This is a genomic window from Sphingobium sp. LB126 (genome assembly GCF_002795205.1).
GTDB lineage: Bacteria > Pseudomonadota > Alphaproteobacteria > Sphingomonadales > Sphingomonadaceae > Sphingobium > Sphingobium chungbukense.
In genome coordinates, this window is sequence record NZ_NETV01000004.1 from 133,088 (window position 1) to 151,786 (window position 18,699).

The following is an 18,699-nucleotide window of genomic DNA, read 5'->3' on the forward strand; positions in this document are numbered from 1 at the left end:
CGGCGCCTATGGGTAGCCCGCTTCCTTTTGGTGGCGGACGGCCAGGATCGCCACCGTCTCGCCATCGAGGCGATAGAGGGCGACATAGCCGCTGTTGCCGAAGTCGATCAGCTTTTCCCGATAGTCGGGGTCCATGTCTTCCATCGGACGGCCGATACGCGGTGATGCCGCCAGAATCCTGACCCCGGCCCGGATCGTCGCAACCGCGCGGGTCGCGGCCTCCGCATCCTTGGGCAAGAGCCAGCGATAGAGCCGCTGAACATCGGCCAGCGCATTCGGTGTCCAGATCAGACGTGGCACTTAGGCGGCTCCGCATCCTCGCCCGCTTCGAGCTTCGCCAACCAGGCATCGGCCTCCTCAAGCGTCAGATGCAAACCCGTCTGCTGATATTCGTCCCATGCCCGTAAGGCGTCCTGCCGGAACGCCTCGCGCTTTTCCTCGCGTTCGACATACTGTGCGATGGCTTCGCGCATGATCCAATGCGAGCTGCGCCGCCGAACTTCGGCAAGGTGCTGGACGCGCCCCTTGAGGGCATCATCGAGCTTGATTGATGTTGCCGCTGCCATAACGCGACCTCCGTAGCAAAAGGTATTACCTTGCGCTAAGGTAGCCTTTCTGGCCAGCGCCGTCCATCCCAGCGCATACGGCCGCGCCGAAATTGTGACGCCCCCATAAAGTAATAACGCGGATTTTTAAGGCTTCAGCCGGTGTCATGACCGTTACAGGCCGGTGCACTTATGATCGCGAGGCGGGCGCGTGCGGATCACCGCACAATCCTTTTACGCGCCCGCCCCGCAAATCCCTCAGGCAAAATGGGGCTTTATTGCGTCACCGCGAAGCCGGCTTTCTCGATGGCCTGCTTGAGATGCTGTACATCGGCCGTCGAGCTTACCGAAACGGTCTTGCTCGCCAAATCGACGTTGACGACGGCATTGGCATCGACGCGTTGAAGTGCGTTTGTCACACCGCGCGCGCAGCCCCCGCAGGTCATTCCCTGGACTTTGAAATCGATCATCTTCGTTCTCCCATGAGGTGGATGAAGCAGATGTAGGGCTTGACACTATGTCAGGGTCAAGGGTGAATTTAGCTGTTGACCTTGACACGATGTGAGGGACCATAAGGCCGTCGACTCAGGAGTGGAGACGACCATGGATGCCTCGGCGCAGCTGCCAATGCAGACACAGGCGAGAAGCGACGCAAGGCTGTCGCTGGCCATCGATGGCATGACCTGCGCGACGTGTGTCGGGCGAGTGGAGCGCGCCATCGCCGGGGTGCCGGGCGTTGCCAGCGTCTCGGTCAATCTCGCGACGGAGCGCGCGAATGTCGAGTTCGTCGATGGACGATCCGATGTCGCTGCCGTAGCCGATGCGGTTCTTGCGGCGGGCTACACCCCGGTGACGCAAATGACCGAGCTGACGATCATCGGCATGACCTGCGCCTCGTGCGTCGGCCGGCTCGAGAAGGCGCTGCTGAAAGTGCCCGGCGTCCGCTCCGCGAGTGTCAACCTGGCGGCCGAGACGGCGCGGATCGAAATGGTGGGTGACGTCCCCGCTTATGTCCTGGTCGAGGCTGTCGAAAGCGCTGGCTACACCGCATCGGCGCGCACCGGATCGGCGGAGGCGGAACGAGGCGCCGAGGACGCCCGCCGCGACGCAGCCGCAACAAGAGAGCTCCGCCATGTGCTGATCGCCGCGGCGCTGTCGCTGCCGCTGGTCGTTCCGATGCTGCTGGCCCCGTCCGTTATCGAGGTGGCAGTGCCGGGCTGGATCCAGCTGCTGCTCGCGACGCCCGTGCAGTTCTGGCTGGGCGCGCGCTTCTATCGCGCGGGTTGGAAGGCCGCGCGCGCCCGAACCGGCAACATGGACCTGCTGGTCGCGATCGGCACATCGGCCGCCTATGGGCTCAGCCTCTACCAGCTGCTGTTCGCACCGATGCACGGCATGGACGCGCACTATTACTTCGAGGCTTCGGCCGTCGTCATCACCCTTATCCTGCTCGGCAAGTGGCTCGAAGGCCGCGCCAAGCGCCAGACCGGAGAGGCGATCCGCGCGCTGATGGCGCTGCGACCCGACCAGGCGCGCGTCGTCGGCGCCGACGGCAGCGAACGAGAGGTTGCCCTGGCGGAGGTGCGCTCGGGTGACCGCGTCCGCGTCCGGCCCGGGGAGCGCATCCCTGTCGATGGACGACTGATCGAGGGAGCGACCCATGTCGATGAGTCCATGCTCACCGGAGAAAGCCTTCCGGTCGCCAAGGTCGCTGGGGACCCAGTGACCGGCGGATCGATCAACGCCGACGGCCTCATTCTGGTAGAGACGACGGCGGTGGGGGCTGAGACCACCCTCGCCCGCATCGTGCGCCTGGTCGAAAGCGCGCAAGGTGCCAAGGCACCGATCCAGCGTTTGGTCGACAAAGTCAGCGCCGTGTTCGTCCCAATCGTCCTCGTCATAGCCGCGCTTACCCTCGCCGGATGGCTGATCGCCGGTGCGGGAGTGGAAGTCGCGATCCTGAATGCGGTCGCGGTGCTCGTCATCGCCTGCCCGTGCGCGCTCGGGTTGGCCACGCCGACCGCGATTATGGCCGGCACCGGCGTTGCCGCGCGGGCCGGTGTCCTCATCAAGGATGCCGAGGCGCTGGAGACCGCGCACCGCATCAACGTCGTCGCGTTCGACAAGACCGGCACGCTGACCGAAGGCAAGCCGTCGCTGCTGGCTGGACTGCCCGCTGACGGGGTCGAACGGACCGAACTGATCGAGCTCGCCGCGGCGCTTCAGGCCGGAAGCGAGCATCCGCTCGCGCGGGCCGTCTTGGCGTGGGCCAGCTCGGAAGATATCAAACCCGCCCGCGCCGACGGCATGCGCGGCCTGCCAGGTCGCGGCGTCGCTGCAGCCGTCAACGGCCGCGACCTGATCCTCGGCAGCACGCGCTTGATGGAAGACGAAGGGATCGCGATGACGCCGCTGGCTACTGAGGCCGCCAGGCTGGAAGCCGAGGGACGGACGGTCTCCTGGGTCGCGGAGCGCGCGCCCGAACGCCGCCTCCTCGGCCTTCTGGCGTTCGGCGACGAGGTGAAGGCTTCCGCCGCGGCTGCCGTGGCGGCGCTGCATGGCCGCGGCATACGCAGCGTGATGCTTACCGGAGACAATGCGGGAAGCGCCCGCGCAGCGGCCGGCAAGCTCGGCATCGACGACTTCGTCGCCAATGTCCTGCCGGAAGGAAAGTCGGATGCAGTGGCGGCGTTGCGGGCCGAGGACCGCACGGTCGCCATGGTCGGCGACGGCGTCAACGACGCTCCTGCCCTGGCTGCAGCGGACGTCGGCATCGCCATGTCGACCGGCACTGATGTCGCCATGCACGCAGCGGGCATCACGCTGATGCGGGGCGATCCACGCCTTGTGGCGGACGCGATCGACATCTCGAAGCGGACCTATGCCAAGATCCGTCAGGGGCTGTTCTGGGCGTTCATCTACAATCTGGTCGGCATTCCGTTGGCAGCGCTCGGATATCTGAGCCCGGTGATCGCGGGCGCGGCGATGGCGCTGTCGAGCGTCAGTGTCGTCGCCAATGCTCTGACGCTTCGCCGTTGGCGTCCAACGGCGGCTTGAGGAGGCGACAAGTGAACATAGGACAGGCCGCGAGCTCTTCGGGGGTCAGCCAGCGGATGATCCGCCATTATGAGGCGATCGGCCTCATCCCCAAGGCCGCGCGGCGTGATTCCGGCTACCGCGATTATGACGAACGCGAGGTGCACATGCTACGCTTCATCGGGCGCGCCCGCGATCTCGGCTTCCCAATTTCCGAGATCGGCCAGCTCGTCGCGCTGTGGCAGGACGGCGACCGGGCGAGTGGTGAGGTCAAGGCCCTCGCGCTTGCACGAGCCGCGGAGATGGAGCGCAAGGAGCAAGAGCTCCGCGCGATGCGCAAGTCGCTAGAAGATCTGGCGCGTCGCTGCGCGGGCGGAGATCGGCCGGATTGCCCGATCCTGGACGATCTTGGGATCGGAGTGGAACATGTGAGTCTCCGTTGTGCGAAAGAAAAGGGTTGACCTTGGACGATGGTCCGAGCCGCAAGGACGATGAAGTCCCGACCCCGGCGAGGGAAAGCGCCAAGAACCGCGTATATACAAGGGGAGGGGGGCGCATATGGAAGGAAAGACAATGCATCAGATCGAACCCGATATGAAGGCGTGCATGGACGCCTGCCACGAATGCCACATCACCTGCCTTCACATGGCGATGAATCACTGCCTGGAGGCAGGCGGCCGGCACGCAGAGCCCCAGCACATGAAGCTGATGCTGGACTGTGCTCAGATTTGCAGCGTCGCGATCGACTTCATGGCGCGCAAGTCCGAGCACCACCGGCATATCTGCCGCGAGTGCGCCGAGATTTGCCGGGCGTGCGCGTCGAGCTGCGAAGGGCTGGACGGCATGGAGGATTGCGTCGCCGCGTGTCGCAAGTGCGCCGACGCTTGCGACAAGATGGCCGCGTAATGGCCCAAGGGCGGCGCTTTTCCCGCCGCCCTCCCGTTACATTGCGAATCAAGGCGCGTGAGGCGGTGCGATGCCCGGTCAGGGTTGCGGCAACGCTTTACAGAGGCGCGTTGTCTGCCCTGCCGCTAGTAGGCTAGCGGCCCGCCTGCCCGCGGCTTGGCGCGGCGGTTCCAGGCAAACCCGATCACGATCGCGGCAAGCATCAGGAGTTGTGCCAGCACCGACTGCAATGTCGGGAACAGGCCCAACATCGAGATACGTGGCACGCTGGCGAGCGGCATTATGTCGATGATCCCCGCCTCTTGGAGGGCAGCGACTCCCTTACCGGCCAGCACGACCGTCAGAGCGGCCATCAGCCACGAGCTGTAGCGGAAGAACTGCGTAATCGGCAGCGTCCGGCTGTAGCGGAGCATTGCCCAGGCGATGACGGCGAGAAGGCTGATCGCTGCGCCGGCCCCGGCCAGCAGCATCGCGGTGTTACCCTGTGTCGAAAGCGCGGCGTAGAAAAGGATCGTCTCGAATACCTCCCGATAAACCACCAGGAATGCGAGCCCGAACAGGAACCATCCCGACCCGCCCGATAGCGCCCGTGACATTTTCTCACGGATATAGCGTTGCCATTGATCGGCTTGCGCCTTGCCGTGCATCCAGATTCCGACCGAGAGCAGAACCACGGCCGCGAACAGCGAGCCGAACCCTTCCGTCAACTCCCGGCTCGCGCCGCTTATACCGATCGCATAGGTGGCGACCGCCCAGGTAATCCCGCCGGCTACTAGCGCCCCGATCCAACCGCTATGGACATAGCGCAAGGCTTCTGGCCGTTCCGCCTTGCGGAGGAACGCGATCATGGCGACCACGATCAAAAGAGCTTCTAGCCCCTCGCGCAGCAGGATCGTGAAGGCCCCCAAGAAGGTGGACGCCTGCGTCGCGGCGTCGGGCGCGAGCGCCGCCTCGGCATCATCGAACAAGCCGCCCAGCACTGCCACTCGTTCGGCCACATCATCGGCCGACGTGCTGCTCTCCACAGCGGCGCGATATTCTCCCATCGCGCCTTCGATCCGGGACATGATTGCCGGGTCGCGCGCCGAGAGCGTCGGTTCGATCGGCTCAAACCCGTCGAGATAGGCGGACAGCGCCAGTTCCTTTGCGCCGCGCCGGTCGCCGCGCTGGAACGCGGCGAGGCTTTGCGCAAGCTTGGCGCGCGCCACGGCGAGCGGGCTTGGGGCTTGTTGCATCACCTGATCGGGGTGGCGGCGCAGATAGGCGAGCACTGCGTCGGCTTCCGCCTGCCCGATGCTGCCCGCAAGCGCGGCGGGGGTGAGCGCGACCAGGGTTTTCAGATCGGGAATTTGTGCCCGCAAGCTCGCGTCCGACTTCCACAGGCGTTCGCCTTCGACCGCTTGCGCATCGGTCGAGGCAAAGCTACCGGCGCGGAACGCCAGCGCCCAGCGTTGATCGTTCGGCAGATCGGCGAAGCTCTGCATCGCGGTCCCGTCGATGCCTTGGCTTATCACCTGATAGAGCGCGAACACGCTGCGCTGGCGCGCCCGTTCGGCGTCGGTGAACGCGATCGGCGGCGGGTCGAGTCTGGCAGCGTCAGGCCCATGTCCGTCGCCGGTGAGGCCGTGGCAGGACGAGCAGCTTTGGACGTATAGCCTTGTTCCCATGGCGGGGTCGGGTGCCTTGGCGGGAGCGAGCGGCACCGGATAGGCCTTGAGCAGATCGGCGGCGAGGCCATGCGCGAGTGTCGCGACCTCTCGGGACGATCCCTTGCGGCCGATCACGGCTTCGAGCTGCGAAGCGCTTTGGATTAGAGATTGCCGCTCAGGCGTCGCGGGAAGTGCGCGGAGGCGCGTCGACACCCCAGCGGCGAACTCCGTCATCTCCGCGTATTCGGACGCGCTTATGACCGCGCCGTTGGCGACCGCACCGCCATAATCGACCGCCATATAGTCGAGCAGACGCCAAGCAGTTTGAACATCGCGGGTATCAGCCATCGCCGCAGCGGGGATCAACAGCAGCATAAGCGACGCGACCAGCGCGACCAGAGGTGACGGCATATGGGTGATCGATTCCAAGCTTCACTCGTCGCGGACTATGCGAACAACTCTCATTAGCAGTATTGGGCAGCGTGCGCGACCACCAATGGCAGGATGATGAACATCGCCGCCGGAGAGCTGGCGGGCGATCGTCTCCGGCGACAAGATCGTGACCGCGAACCCGGAGACGATCGGGGGGGTAGAAAAGCGGCAGCGAAGGCGCGTGACGGTGTGCGATGCACGATCAAGGTTTTCGATGAGGCTAAGCAGTGATTGAAGATACTTTCAGATCACGTACTTGTCCCAGCTTGCATAATGCTCGGCGCTGCGCTTTCCCCTTGGAAAGCTGAGGCCGACGAGCGCAATGCCGGCTACGACCGAGGCCACGGCCCCAAGGTGACCAACGCCGTCGAGGAGGAAAGGCGCGGCCACAAGCCAGGCTCCGAACGCGACGTTGATCAGCCGCAGCGCGCGGGCAACTTCTGCGGTGGCGATGATCGCGACCGTGATGACCAGCGCACCCACAACGTGATCGCTGTTCGCCATACCGCCTTCCGTGCCGAACAGTATTCGGGTCAGCATCAGCAGGACGCCGATGACGATGCTCGCAGTCAGCGTCCATGGCAGGGTCAGTCCCTTCTTTGCGTCCGCCCAGAAGGTGCTTGGCGAGGCCATCGCGTCCGACGCGTCCACCGCTCCCGCCTCTATCGCGTCACCCTGGAAGAAGGTGCGGATCAGCGGTTTGCCTTGCCGGCGCGCCCAGAGAAGGAACTGACCCATCGCAATCACCTCGTCGAGCGCGAAGGGGATCATGATCAGCATGGCGAGCGCGGCGATCAGCGCCAGCGTGCTCCATGTGCCGATGACGATGGGCTGACTGATGATGAAATAGATGCTGATGACGCCGAGCGGGATGACAAGGATGCCGAAGAAGGTCACCATCCACGGCATCGTCCGCCAGCGGTCGCGGGTGCCCATGACCGCCATCAGAATTTCGAGCACGTAGCTGATCGTGCCGAGACCTCCATCCGGGATCGGCCATGCTTTCGACATGTCCGAGGTGATGATCTCCTCCGTGCCGTTGCGTGGATCGGTCAGCGATCCAGCGAAGAACGGCTCCCAGGCTGTATCGATGTGCCCGAGCTGGTAGGCCGTTAGGATGCGGGACGTGAGAAGGCCGATCAGGCCCATGGCGACGATCGGGAGCCGCTGCGCGTCCGTGGACGGCGAATAGGTCCAGCCAGGCGGGATGTTCTTGGGGTCCATCATGCCGGCCATGCTCATGCCCGGCATCATTGGTACCAGCACCGACAGGGCGATCACCGCCGAGCCGATGAGCAGGTTGTTGTTGTACTGAGCGGCGCTCGGGCTCCAAAAAATCAGGGGGGCGAAGAACAGCCAGATGCCGACGAACGCCACCGCCCATTGCGCCCAGGTTTTCGTCCTGGGCGACAGCGACAGCGCGCCAAACAGCGCGATCGCCAGACCGCTGACGAAGTCGCTGATCGATAGAGCGTTGGCCCGCCATTCGACTGAAGGCAGGCCGCGATCGACCGTGACGAAGCGTGCCGCCGCGCCGACGCTCTCCGTGGTCACCGAGTCGTAGATGAGCGGACTCGAGGCGAGCCACAGACCTAGACCGATGTTGGCGTAAAGCGCCCAGCGCGCGCGGCGCTCGTCCCGGTCCATCATGGCCATATGGTCGCCATGCCCGGCGTGGCCGGCCTTCGCCGCGGCGCCGGGTTCATGCCCCATCTTGCTATGGTCCATCTTGCTATGGTCCATGCCGCCGTGACCCATACCGGCCATTCCGGCGACTGCTCCAGCTTGGTGGTGGCCCGACTCCGCAGGTTTGGAAACTGGATTGTCGTTCCAGGCGACCAGGTTCTCGTTGAGCTTGTTGTTCCGATACCAGGCCCGCGGATGGCGCTTCAATGCGGCAACGATCGTCGGCAGCGTGTCGCGAAGATTGTGCTTCGGCTCCCACCCGAGCAGCGATCGTGCACGCGAGATGTCCAGAATGTAGTGATCGTTGCTGCTGTCGATCATCCACGGCTGGATGAAGTCTTCGCTGCCAAGCGCCTCGTTTTGCAGGATGATCCCGGCCTTTGCGAGCGGCTGCGGGATGCGGATCGTCCTCCAGCCCTCGCCGTGGAGCGTCTCGCCGACGATGTCCTGGATTTCGGCATAGCCGGGCGCGTCGGGCTCGCCGATGAGCAGCGGCAGCTCAGCCGGAAGATCGCGCCGCCGGTCGACGAGACGGAGCACGGCATCGGCCAAGTCGTCGCGGTGCACCGATGACTGCGCCGCGCACAGCATCCCCGGATAGAAATGCGAGACCAGACGGTGCTCGTAGATCTGTGATATCTGCTGCGCGAGAAACGCCGAGCGACCGTCGTCGTCGTAAACTCCGGCGGCGCGCAGGTAGACGACGGGGATCTTCCCGTGGTGCTCGTGCAGCAGTGCTTCGGTATCGACTTTGGACTGCGGATACGCCCAGGACGCGCCGATCGGCGAGTCCTCGTTGATGCGCTCGTCGGGTGTGGGGGTCGGCTTATGAACGAGCATCGTGCTGGCGAAGACGAATTGTCTGACTTCGAACGATTGCAGCCCGTCAATCAGCCGGCGGGTGCCCTGCACGGTGACCTTGTCGTAGAGCGGATTGGGGTCACCCGTGATATCATAATAGGCGGCGAGGTGGATCACCGAGGCGATGCGGTTGCCGTACCGTGCGCGCACCTCGTCAAGCGCAACTCGGACCGCTTCGTCTGACCCGAGGTCTATGTCGATCGCCGCCGCGGGCGGCGGTGGGTCGGGAGGGCCGGCGCGATCAAGGCCGACGACCGTGTAGCGCTCGCCGAGCTGGGCAATCAGCGCTGCGGCGATAAAACCGCTCGCACCCGTGATGAGGACGACTTCGCCACCCTGGCCGCTGCCGGCTTCACTGCGTTTGCCATCGGTCATGACTTTGCCACCCTTGTTCATTCATCTCTGAAAACACTGACAGGCCCACCCGGACCAACCCTCTCGCACGCCCAGCTTTGCAGCGCGACGCGGCCTTCCCGCAAGCGCCTGTGGGCGACTTAGGGCGTCGGACACGTAAGCTCAGTCCAAGCGGGGGGTGTCTTGGGAGGCGAGGGTTAAGCCGCGTAAGTGGGTAAAAGAAGGTGGAAGGCCTGAGCGGCGCTTGCGTGGACGGTTGGTCCATAGCGCTTACATGCCCGACGCGGGTGGCGCGAGGGTGCCTAGCCATGCCACGAGCGCCAGGATGCCGATCACGCAGGCTGTCTCGACCGCAAGGCTGACCCGCAGCGCCGTAAGCGCCCCGCCATGGTCGTTCATGGCAATCGAGCGCTCGAAGGCCGGCGTGAGGCGGAACCGATTGAGCGAAGCGAGCCCCAGCATCGCTGCGAACAAAACCAGCTTGGCGAGCAGCAGCAGGCCGTAGAGCGTCGTCCCCAAGGCCGCGAAATTGGCTGGGCCGACGAGCAGCCAGCTGTTGATCAAGCCGGTGACCACCAGGGTAACAACCACGAGCGTGCCGACGGCGCCGAACCCATGCAGGGCGCGATGGGTCAGCCGAAGGTGCGCGGCATCGATCTCCTCGGTGCGACGCGTCAACAGGAGAAGCAATCCGAACAGCGCGCCGACCCATATACCGCCTCCCAAGAGGTGGAGGATGTCCGCACCGAGGTGAAGCCATCCGGTGCTTCCCTCGTCCATGGCGCCGTGCCCGTTCCACGCGAGTGTCGCCAATGCCGCGGCGGCGGCAATCATGGCGATAGCCAGCCACGATGCTCTGCCTCGCGCCAGCAGGGCTGCACCGACGGCGATGACCAGCGCCACCATACGCACCTTCCAGGCGGTGCCAACCGGTGGCCCCCCGAGCAGCGCGGCCACCGCTGCCTGGTCGATCGGCCAGAATGCAGAACCGGCCATCGCCGAGGCCATAAGGATCAGGCCAACGGCTGAGAGCAGCAACCCGAGCGCTGCGCTTGCCGAAAGCCAAGGCCGCAGAGCGATGGCATCATCGCGCTCGCCAAGACGAAGACCATAGAGGCTGAAGGCCGACAGGCCGAACAGCGCCGCCAGGACCAGGTATAACGCCAAGCGGATGGCGACGGTCGGCCAGTCGAGCATTCGCTCACTTCACCGTGAAGTTGTAGCTGCCGGTGATTTTGTGTGTATCGCTAGAGACGACCTGCCAGCCGACGCTGTAGCGCCCACGCGGGAGGCGCTGCTTCGGGGTGATGGTGAGCGTCCGGCCATCGGCGCCGACTGCGGCGCTGCTGGGCATTTTCATGGCCGCCATGCCCGGCATCGCTGCCATGGTAAGGTCGGCCTTGGAGAAAGCCGGCACGAGTTTCTCGCTGAACTGAAGGCTGATCTTCTCGGGGGTCGCGACGGCCGCGTTGGCGGCGGGGCTGGCGGACACCAGCTTCGGATGCGCGTTCGCCACGCCGCCTGCGAAGAACAGGGCGGCGGCGGCAGTCGTGATGAACAAGCGGCGCATTTAGGATAATCTCCATTTCAATTGGGCTCACCTGTTATTACGCAGCCGGGCGGGTCACCCCTCACGATCTTTTTTTCCGTGCCGACGCTCGAACTCTCGATGAGGGGTCGGCGGCGTCGGCGCGTATTCAGAAGGAGCATGGAGCGCTTTTTCACTGCGTCTCCCCTTAAACGAGCTGTGGCCGCGGGCCTGACAGGCGAATGCGCGGGGTAATGATGAGGTTGCGGTTGACCGATCAGGGCTGGACTGGAGATCCTGAGGAGGTCATCGACTGTCTGATAGTGGGCGGCGGTCCAGCGGGCCTCATGACCGCGATCTATCTGTCGCGGTTTCTCAGGAGCTGCGTCGTCTACGATGCGGCGGCAGGGCGCGCCGCGTCCATCCCGCGCTCGCACAACCTGCCAGGATTTCCCGGCGGCATTTCCGGCGTCGCGTTTCTTGCCCGCCTGCAGGCTCAGCTGCGCGAATATGGCGGGACGATCCAGAGAGGTGAGATCGACGCAATCGTCGCGTCAGGCGACCACTTCTCGGCAAGCTGCGAACTGAACGTCCTGTATGCGCGGACCGTTGTCCTTGCGACGGGCGTCGTCAATCGGCGTCCCGAGATGCCTGATGCGATGCATGACATCGGCGTGGCGCGTGGGCTTCTCCGCTATTGTCCGATCTGCGATGGTTATGAGGCCCGGCGGATGAACGTGGCGGTGCTCGGCGGCAGTGGTCACGGCGCTGAAGAAGCCGAATTCCTGAGGGCTTATGGAGCCAAGGTCACGCTTCTGGCGGAACACTCGCTCGATCTTGGGCCGACCGAACTTGCCAAGCTGGACCAGCAGGGCATTGATGTCGCCCCCTCGCCTGTCGAGCAGTTGCGTCTTGGCGACTGTGTCGAGGTGAGGCTGGCCAATGGCCTGGAGCTACAATTCGACACGCTTTACCCCGCGCTCGGCTCGTCGCCTCGGACGCGGCTTGCCTCTTTGCTCGGAGCACAGCTCAGCGAATCGGGGTGCGTGCTGACCAATGCCCATCAACAAACCTCGGTTAAGGGTCTCTACGCAGTCGGCGACGCCGTGGAAGGGCTCGATCAGATCAGCGTCGCAGCCGGACAAGCGGCGATCGCTGCGACCGCAATTCATAACATGTTGCGCGACCGCGACAGTGGATTGTCGTCCGCCATCGCCGGGCTGTATCCCGCTCGGAGCGTACCGCCGACGTAGTGGGAGCCACTGGCGGTGCACCGAGCGAAAGCCGCCAACAAAGCGCTGATCGCCGGCTCGCTTGTCATCTTCTTCGGCTGCTTCGCGCTTATTCGTATCCACACGACGATCGGCGACACGGCCTTCCTCCGTTCGATGATCCCGCACCACGATCCCGAGGCTTGCGCGGGAGTGCATCGAGACAGTGTGCTATTACCAGCGTCGGGGGTTGCTCGACACGCCCTAGCGGGGCCGGGCTCGCCGGCGGCATCCGACGCTATGCTTGAAAAGGCCTACGGCACGAAGGTCGGCGCTGCCGCATTTTGTCGCATTCTCCTTCGCAGCGCGCCAACACGCGACCGGCTACTAAGCGTCGGGGCCCCTCAGAACGCCAAGTGGTTTATTCCGCCGTGCATGAAGGTTCCGCCGAGGAACCCCTGGATTGAGATCGCGAGTGTCATCAGGCCAAGCACCGCCCAGTACAACGACCGCGACCGCTCGGGACCCTTGCGGTGGCGCGCTGCCATCCAAGCCAGCGCGACGCCGAAGACCGCGATCGATGTCCCGAGCCAGCGATGCGTCATCAGGATAGGGTTGCGGTCGGTCAGGTAGAACCCGCCTGCGAACCAGCCCAGGAACGCCGCCACGATCGCTCCCAGCGCGCCGACGACCAGCATTATGTGTGCGACATGCTGATAATCCCGGTTGCGGCGCCACAACCCGAACAGCTCCACCCCGAACGCACCGATGAACAGGGCGATGGGAAAATGAATGACCATGGTATGCACCCGCCCCAGCCAGCTCACAAGCCGTTCGCCGAAAGTCTTGTTCTTGTTGGCGGTCTCCTCGTGCATGCCGCCCATGTCCATGTCGTCGCCGGCGATGTCGCGGCCGCCCATGTTCATGTCCACGGTCGACATAGAGCCCATGCCCATGTGGCCGTCGCCAGCGTCCGCCCCATCTGCTTTCTGCGTCTCGGCTGCGCTGCTAGCGGCCGGCCCGGGACCGGCCCCGAGCGCATCGTGATCTTCGTGCGCCGATGCCGACGTGCTTACCGAGATTGCAACCGCAAGGAGTAGAGCGAAAGCCCCGCCTCGTTTACCGCCCATCACCCAACCCCTTGAACCGTGTTGTTTCAATCCAGTTTACGCACGCCGCGCCTTCTTCCCTCACCTGCCCAGCTTCCTTTGTGAAACTTTCCGTCTGCTCTTCAAGACGGACTGGACGCCACAGCTACGCTGGCTGCGGCGACCGCGTCATGCCACTCCGCCAAAAAACATCGGCCGATCAGCTGCCGTGGCGGGCGAACAAGCGGCGTCCGCCGGTGCCGAAGGCGACCACGTCATAGGCCTGCGCCTTGACGCCCGGCACTTCCATTCCAGGCGAGCCGAGCGGCATACCGCCGACCGCGAGGCCCCGCACGCCCTTGGGCCGGGTCGCGAGAGCCCGCTTCATGTCGGCGATCGGCACGTGGCCCTCGAAAGCCATGCCATCGGCGATCGCGGTGTGGCAGGACGAGAGGTCCGCGGGAACGCCCGCGCGCTTCTGCAGCGCCGGGCGGTTAGAATCATCGACGACGCGCACCTGACGGCCGAGCTGCTGCTGCACCTGCGCCGCCCACTTGGCGCAACAGCCGCAGCCGGGGTCGCGGTGCATAACGATCGGGGTAGCCGCGCTGGCGGCAACCGGAACCAACAAGGCTGCGGCAGTAAGCGCAAATCGCAACGCTGACTTCATGGAAAAATCTCCTTGGTCGTTCCTCCCGTCTCCTCGCTGGGGGCGGGAGGAACGAGGCTTATTACTGAGGACGCTTGCCCATCGATCGAAGCATCGCCTGGAGCTCACCGATGCTGTTGTTCTGCTCGGCAATCGATTTCTGAGCCATTTGCCGGGTCTTCGCATCTGGCGCCTGGCGGAGAACGATCTGCGACATGGCGATCGCACCGCGGTGATGCTCGATCATCTTGCGGACCCACGTCTCGCTCGCATTAGCGCCCTTGGCCTTCATCATCTTTTCATGCATCGCCATTTCGGCGGGCATGAAAGGCGTGTTCATGCCAGGCATGTTGTCGTGGTTCATGCCTTGCATTTTCGAGTGGTCCATGCCCTGCATCTGCTGCTGAGCCAAAGCGGGGCTCGCCGACATCGCGGCCAGAGCCAGAAGTGTTACTGCCTTGAACATCGTTTTCTCCTTCTTGACCTCAGCCAACCCGACAAGACTAAGGCCTGTGGACATTTAGGGGATTCCTTTTTCCGCGCGGATCGGATTCAAGACTGGCGAAGGGAGCGCCATCTTGGATCGACACGGATTAAGCGACGAGCAGTGGGAGCGGGTTCGCCCCGTGCTTCCCGGTAAAGTTGGGGACCGAGGCCGTTCGGCTGCAGACAATCGTAGATTTCTCGAAGCGGTCTTGTGGATTGCTGGGACCGGAGCGCCATGGAGAGATTTGCCGGAGAGCTTTGGCAACTGGAACTCCAGTTTCCGTCGTTTTCGTCGGTGGGCGGTGAAAGGGGTCTTCGACCTTCTGTTTGAGCAGTTATCGGGCGACCGTGACTTCGAATACGCCATGATCGACGGCACGATCGTCCGGGTCCACCAGCAGGGCGCCGGCGCAAGGGGGGGACTCATCGTCAGGCGATCGGACGGTCGCGCGGCGGTCTGACCACGAAGATCGTGGCGCTGGTAGATGCGCTGGGAAACCTGGCCCGTTTCGTTCTGCTTCCGGGCCAAAGTCACGACCTCGTCGGGGTGAGACCGCTGATCCAGGACGTCGAATTCGATATGTTCCTCGGCGACAAGGCGTTCGACGCTGATTGGTTGCGTACCGAACTGAACGAAAGGGGCGCTGTAGTGGTGATCCCTCCCAAATCGAACCGGAAGCAGAAGATCGACTGCGACTTCCATGCCTATCGCTGGAGGCATCTCGTCGAGAACTTCTTCTGCAGCCTCAAAACATTCCGGCGCATCGCTACCCGATACGAGAAAACTGATCAGAGCTACCGCGCCATGATCAACCTTGCGGCCCTGAAGATCGCTATGCGCTAAATGTCCACACGCCTTAGTCGGCCTCAAAACCATGTGCGAATGCCCAGAACGAGGCTGGTGGATATCGCATCCTCGCCATCCTCGCGTGCAAAACGAGCAGAACGGCCCACTCTGCGCTCGTACGAAACACCTATATAGGGGGCGAACTCTCGCTTCACCTCGTAGCGCAGCCGCAAGCCAAGCTCGATATCCGACAAGCCCGAACCGATCCGGTCTGCCGGAACGTCCTGCGCCGCAAACTCAGCTTCGACACGAGGCTGGAGAATCAGCCGCTGGGTGATGCGCTGATCGTAATAGCCTTCAACGCGGCCCAGCACGTCTCCCTTGCTAGACAAGAACAGTGCGCCCTCGACATCGAAGAAACCCGGAGCCAGGCTCTCAAAACCGACTGTCGCGTAAACACGCGAGGGATTAGGCTTGAAGTCGTACCGGATCCCTGCCTGAAAATCGGTATAGGGTCCGATTGCCCGTGCGTAGAGCGCCTGCAGCTCCGCCCTTTCCAAGCTTCTCCCAAAGTTCCCTTCGCCCTCGGTTTTAAGAACCAGACGATTAACGTCGCCACCGTACCAGGCGCTGCCATCCCAACGATAAGCATCGCGACCATCCCGGATCTGGACTTCAGCCAGGTTGAATATGACCTGCGAGAAATTCTGCCCGCCGTGCATCGACCGCAGATGCTGCTGCGAATGCGCCATGGCAGCGGCAGAGTAGACCTGGTCCGCGGCACGATCCGTCGGAATGGGGGGCGGCGGAGCGGTGCCGGCCTGCAGGTTGGTGCCGATCATCGCCGCGCCCGTGCCTGAGGGCATGCTTCCCATGTCGTGTCCCGGCATGCCTTGCATCGCGCCCGAACTCTGGCCCATTCCCGGCATCGATCCATGGTCCATGCCTTGCCTGGTGCTTGGCTGGCCGGAGGCGGCACCGCCGGAGGCACTTGGCATGGCCGACATGTCGTGCGCGGTATTGGGGTTGGGGTTGGCTCCAGGCGTATTCATGCCCGGCATGGTCGTCATGTCATGACCGGCGTGAGGATCGGCAACGATCGTTGCAGGGGCCGGAGGCTTGGCGGGCTGATTCGCAGCGGGCTTGGCCCCCGATCCCGTTTTCGCGGGCGGTGTCGATCTAGCGGCGGGCTTTGGGGACGCTTTGCGCGCGACGGGCTTGGTCGCTGCGGGCTTCTTGGCGGCCGGCTTTTTAGCGGCCGGCTTTTTCACCGCTGGCGTATTTGACGGCGGCATCTTCATGCCCGGCATATTGGAATGGTCCATCTGCGCGGCCACCGGACTTGCGAGGCCAAGTGCCGCGCCGCCAGCGATCAAGAGGAACTTAGGCTGCATCGCGGTTCTCCTCGCCCATCGGGCGAACCGTCACGACACGCATCATCCCCGCGGTCATGTGATAAAGATTGTGGCAGTGGAACGCCCAGTCGCCGGGCGCATCGGCCGTTACGTCGAATGTCATCTTACCGCCGGGCGCCACATTCACCGTGTGCTTGCGAGGCGCGAAGTCGCCATGTCCGGTCACCAGCTCGAAGAAGTGGCCGTGCAAATGAATTGGGTGCGGCATCATCGTGTCATTGACCAGGGTGACGCGCGCGCGCTCGTCCTTGCGGAACGGGATGGGGTCGGCAGGGTCGCTCATCTTCTGGCCGTCAAAGCCCCACATGTAGCGCTCCATATTGCCCGTCAGGTGGATCTCCAACTGACGCGACGGGGCGCGAACGTCCGGGTTGCGGTCGAGCGCGACAAGATCGCGATAAGTGAGCACGCGATGATCCGCGTCCTCCAGCCCCTGCGGCGGCTCGCCCGTGCGGTCCTTCGGCATCGGCGAGATGGTCTGCACTCCCGGCCCCATCTTGACGCCGGGCGCGTTCTTGGGGTTGCGCATGTTCATGTCCATGCTGCCGCCTGACCCGTGATCCATCCCGGCCATGCCGCCGCTGCTCATCTGACCATGGTCCATGCCCGCCATCCCGGCAGCGCCCGCCGCCATTTGGCTATGGTCCATCCCTGGCATAGCGCCGCTCATCTGGTCGCCCCCCATCCCAGCCATGCCGGCCATCGCAGCGCCTACCGCCTTCGTTCCGTGATCGGTGGGCTCTTTCCACCCGGTGAGCTTCCACAGGTTGCGCGAGGCATTCTGCATCAACGTGGGATCCGGCCCGCGCTTTGCGACCGGGTTCTCGTCCGCCATACCGGACATCCCCTCCATCCCGCTCATGTCCATGCCCATGTCGGTCATGGTCAGCAACGTGCGCGGGCGGAGCGGCGGGACCGGGGCGATCATGCCCTCGCGCGGGGCCAGTGTCGCGCGCCCCATGCCGGATCGGTCGATCGCCTCGGAAACGAAGCTGTAGGCGCGGTCCTCGGGCGTCACGATCACGTCGAAGGTTTCCGCGACGCCGATCTGGAATTCGTCCACGGTTACCGGCCGGACGTTCTGGCCGTCGGCCTGCACCACCGTCATCGGCAAGTCAGGGATGCGCACGTTGAAGTTGGTTTGCGCCGCAGCATTGACGATGCGCAGCCGAACCCGCTCGCCCGGTCGGAAGAGGCCCGTCCAGTTGTCGTAAGGGCCAAAGCCATTGACGAGGAAGGTGTAGGTCGACCCCGTAACATCCGCAATATCGGCCGGGTCCATGCGCATCTTGCCCCATTCCATCCGATCCTTGAGGCGCATCTCGCGGCCGGCGAGCAGCCCGCTCAGCGTCGGGCGCTGATAGTTGAAATAGGCGCCGCCCATCTGCTTGAGCTTGCGGAAAATTTCCTCGCCCGTCATTTCGCTATGGTCGGAGAGGACGATCACATGCTCGCGGTCGAACGCGATCGGGTCGGCACCGGCCGGATCAATCACGATGGGTCCGTAGAGCCCTGCCTGCTCCTGTTCGCCCGAATGGCTGTGATACCAGTAGGTGCCCGACTGCAAGATCGGGAATTCGTATACGAAGGTCGAACGCGCCTTGATGCCAGGGAAGCTGATGCCGGGCACGCCGTCCATTTGGAACGGCAGAATGAGCCCGTGCCAGTGAATCGAGCTATCCTCGTCGAGATTGTTGGTCACTGCGAGACGGACGTTCTGGCCCTCCTGGAGGCGGACGAGCGGTGCGGGCACGGTGCCGTTGACGCCGATTGCCGGCGTCGTGATCCCGTCCATGACGAGCTTCATCCTGTCGATCGTCAGCGCGATGTTTGTGCCCGACACGGTCGGCAGGGGCCTGGCGATGCCGCGCGACACAGGTTGCGCCCAAGCCGGCAGGTAGGCCGACATGGCCAGCGTGCCGCCAAGCATGGCGGTTCCGCGCATTACGTCGCGCCGGTTTAGATTGCGGCTCATGCCTTTCCTTCGCTCCAGTTCAATGCTTGCGGCCGGCGGGGGGGGGGGGGGCCGCCGACCTTATCTTTCATTACGCGCAAATAGGCCCATC

Annotated in this window: 17 protein-coding genes and 1 pseudogene; 6 read left to right on the plus strand and 12 right to left on the minus strand. The window is 64.1% G+C overall.

What is annotated here, in order from left to right; genetic code table 11:
- Positions 1-6 precede the first annotated feature (6 nt).
- From CAF53_RS24845 to CAF53_RS24855, 3 genes are all read right to left on the minus strand, one after another.
- Positions 7-300 (minus strand): type II toxin-antitoxin system RelE/ParE family toxin, encoded by a 294-nt coding sequence (locus CAF53_RS24845; RefSeq protein WP_100239936.1) that lies wholly within the window; start codon positions 298-300, stop codon positions 7-9.
- Positions 288-566 carry a CopG family ribbon-helix-helix protein gene (locus tag CAF53_RS24850; RefSeq protein ID WP_100239937.1) on the minus strand — a complete coding sequence of 93 codons (279 nt, stop codon included), beginning with the start codon at positions 564-566 and terminating at the stop codon, positions 288-290. Before CAF53_RS24850 ends, CAF53_RS24845 begins: the two co-directional genes overlap by 13 nt.
- 254 nt (positions 567-820) lie before the next feature.
- Entirely contained in the window at positions 821-1,015 is a 195-nt protein-coding gene (locus CAF53_RS24855; RefSeq protein ID WP_086486003.1) for a heavy-metal-associated domain-containing protein, read from the minus strand.
- Positions 1,016-1,148: 133 nt separating this feature from the next.
- On the opposite strand from CAF53_RS24855, the gene CAF53_RS24860 reads away from it, so the two are divergent.
- The 3 genes from CAF53_RS24860 (at position 1,149) to CAF53_RS24870 (ending at position 4,487) form a co-directional block, all read left to right on the plus strand.
- Positions 1,149-3,602 carry a heavy metal translocating P-type ATPase gene (locus CAF53_RS24860; RefSeq protein WP_277949226.1) on the plus strand — a complete coding sequence of 818 codons (2,454 nt, stop codon included), beginning with the start codon at positions 1,149-1,151 and terminating at the stop codon, positions 3,600-3,602.
- 11 nt (positions 3,603-3,613) lie between these two features.
- Entirely contained in the window at positions 3,614-4,042 is a 429-nt protein-coding gene (gene cueR, locus CAF53_RS24865; protein ID WP_086486002.1) for a Cu(I)-responsive transcriptional regulator, read from the plus strand.
- Between the two features lie 112 nt (positions 4,043-4,154).
- Positions 4,155-4,487 (plus strand): four-helix bundle copper-binding protein, encoded by a 333-nt coding sequence (locus tag CAF53_RS24870; RefSeq protein WP_007407020.1) that lies wholly within the window; start codon positions 4,155-4,157, stop codon positions 4,485-4,487.
- A 125-nt stretch (positions 4,488-4,612) separates the two neighbouring features.
- Here CAF53_RS24870 and CAF53_RS24875 read toward each other — a convergent pair whose 3' ends face one another.
- The 4 genes from CAF53_RS24875 to copC all read right to left on the minus strand — a co-directional run bounded on the left by CAF53_RS24875 (position 4,613) and on the right by copC (position 11,039).
- Positions 4,613-6,547: a cytochrome c/FTR1 family iron permease gene (locus CAF53_RS24875; RefSeq protein WP_100239950.1), complete on the minus strand. Its 1,935-nt coding sequence runs from the start codon at positions 6,545-6,547 to the stop codon at positions 4,613-4,615.
- A gap of 264 nt (positions 6,548-6,811) precedes the next feature.
- Entirely contained in the window at positions 6,812-9,511 is a 2,700-nt protein-coding gene (locus CAF53_RS24880) for a vitamin K epoxide reductase family protein (RefSeq protein WP_242443649.1), read from the minus strand.
- A gap of 228 nt (positions 9,512-9,739) precedes the next feature.
- Entirely contained in the window at positions 9,740-10,666 is a 927-nt protein-coding gene (copD, locus tag CAF53_RS24885; RefSeq protein ID WP_100239938.1) for a copper homeostasis membrane protein CopD, read from the minus strand.
- Positions 10,667-10,670: 4 nt separating this feature from the next.
- Complete coding sequence (copC, locus tag CAF53_RS24890) at positions 10,671-11,039, minus strand: copper homeostasis periplasmic binding protein CopC (protein ID WP_004212955.1); 369 nt, start codon at positions 11,037-11,039, stop codon at positions 10,671-10,673.
- Positions 11,040-11,266: 227 nt separating this feature from the next.
- Between copC and CAF53_RS24895 the strand changes: the two genes are divergently transcribed.
- On the plus strand, positions 11,267-12,250 hold the full coding sequence (locus CAF53_RS24895; protein WP_004212954.1) for an NAD(P)/FAD-dependent oxidoreductase: 984 nt from the start codon (positions 11,267-11,269) through the stop codon (positions 12,248-12,250).
- A gap of 24 nt (positions 12,251-12,274) precedes the next feature.
- A pseudogene (locus CAF53_RS28495) lies at positions 12,275-12,400 on the plus strand (DUF305 domain-containing protein); the annotation flags it as partial.
- 212 nt (positions 12,401-12,612) lie between these two features.
- On the opposite strand, the gene CAF53_RS24905 reads toward CAF53_RS28495, so the two are convergent.
- The 3 genes from CAF53_RS24905 to CAF53_RS24915 form a co-directional block, all read right to left on the minus strand.
- Positions 12,613-13,149 (minus strand): DUF2231 domain-containing protein, encoded by a 537-nt coding sequence (locus CAF53_RS24905; RefSeq protein WP_030541569.1) that lies wholly within the window; start codon positions 13,147-13,149, stop codon positions 12,613-12,615.
- A gap of 367 nt (positions 13,150-13,516) precedes the next feature.
- Positions 13,517-13,966 (minus strand): DUF411 domain-containing protein, encoded by a 450-nt coding sequence (locus CAF53_RS24910; RefSeq protein WP_004212951.1) that lies wholly within the window; start codon positions 13,964-13,966, stop codon positions 13,517-13,519.
- Between the two features lie 61 nt (positions 13,967-14,027).
- A complete protein-coding gene (locus CAF53_RS24915; RefSeq protein ID WP_004212949.1) occupies positions 14,028-14,411 on the minus strand; it encodes a DUF305 domain-containing protein in 384 nt (127 codons plus the stop codon).
- 112 nt (positions 14,412-14,523) lie between these two features.
- On the opposite strand from CAF53_RS24915, the gene CAF53_RS24920 reads away from it, so the two are divergent.
- Positions 14,524-15,275 (plus strand): IS5 family transposase gene (locus tag CAF53_RS24920; RefSeq protein WP_100236949.1). Its coding sequence is split into 2 segments (ribosomal slippage): positions 14,524-14,845 and positions 14,845-15,275, totalling 753 coding nucleotides; the frame shifts between segments, so codons are not numbered across the junction.
- A 23-nt stretch (positions 15,276-15,298) separates the two neighbouring features.
- Here CAF53_RS24920 and CAF53_RS24925 read toward each other — a convergent pair.
- Together CAF53_RS24925 and CAF53_RS24930 are read right to left on the minus strand one after the other, a co-directional pair.
- A complete protein-coding gene (locus CAF53_RS24925) occupies positions 15,299-16,612 on the minus strand; it encodes a copper resistance protein B (protein WP_007407010.1) in 1,314 nt (437 codons plus the stop codon).
- A complete protein-coding gene (locus CAF53_RS24930; protein ID WP_030541566.1) occupies positions 16,602-18,608 on the minus strand; it encodes a copper resistance system multicopper oxidase in 2,007 nt (668 codons plus the stop codon). Before CAF53_RS24930 ends, CAF53_RS24925 begins: the two co-directional genes overlap by 11 nt.
- Positions 18,609-18,699 lie beyond the last annotated feature (91 nt).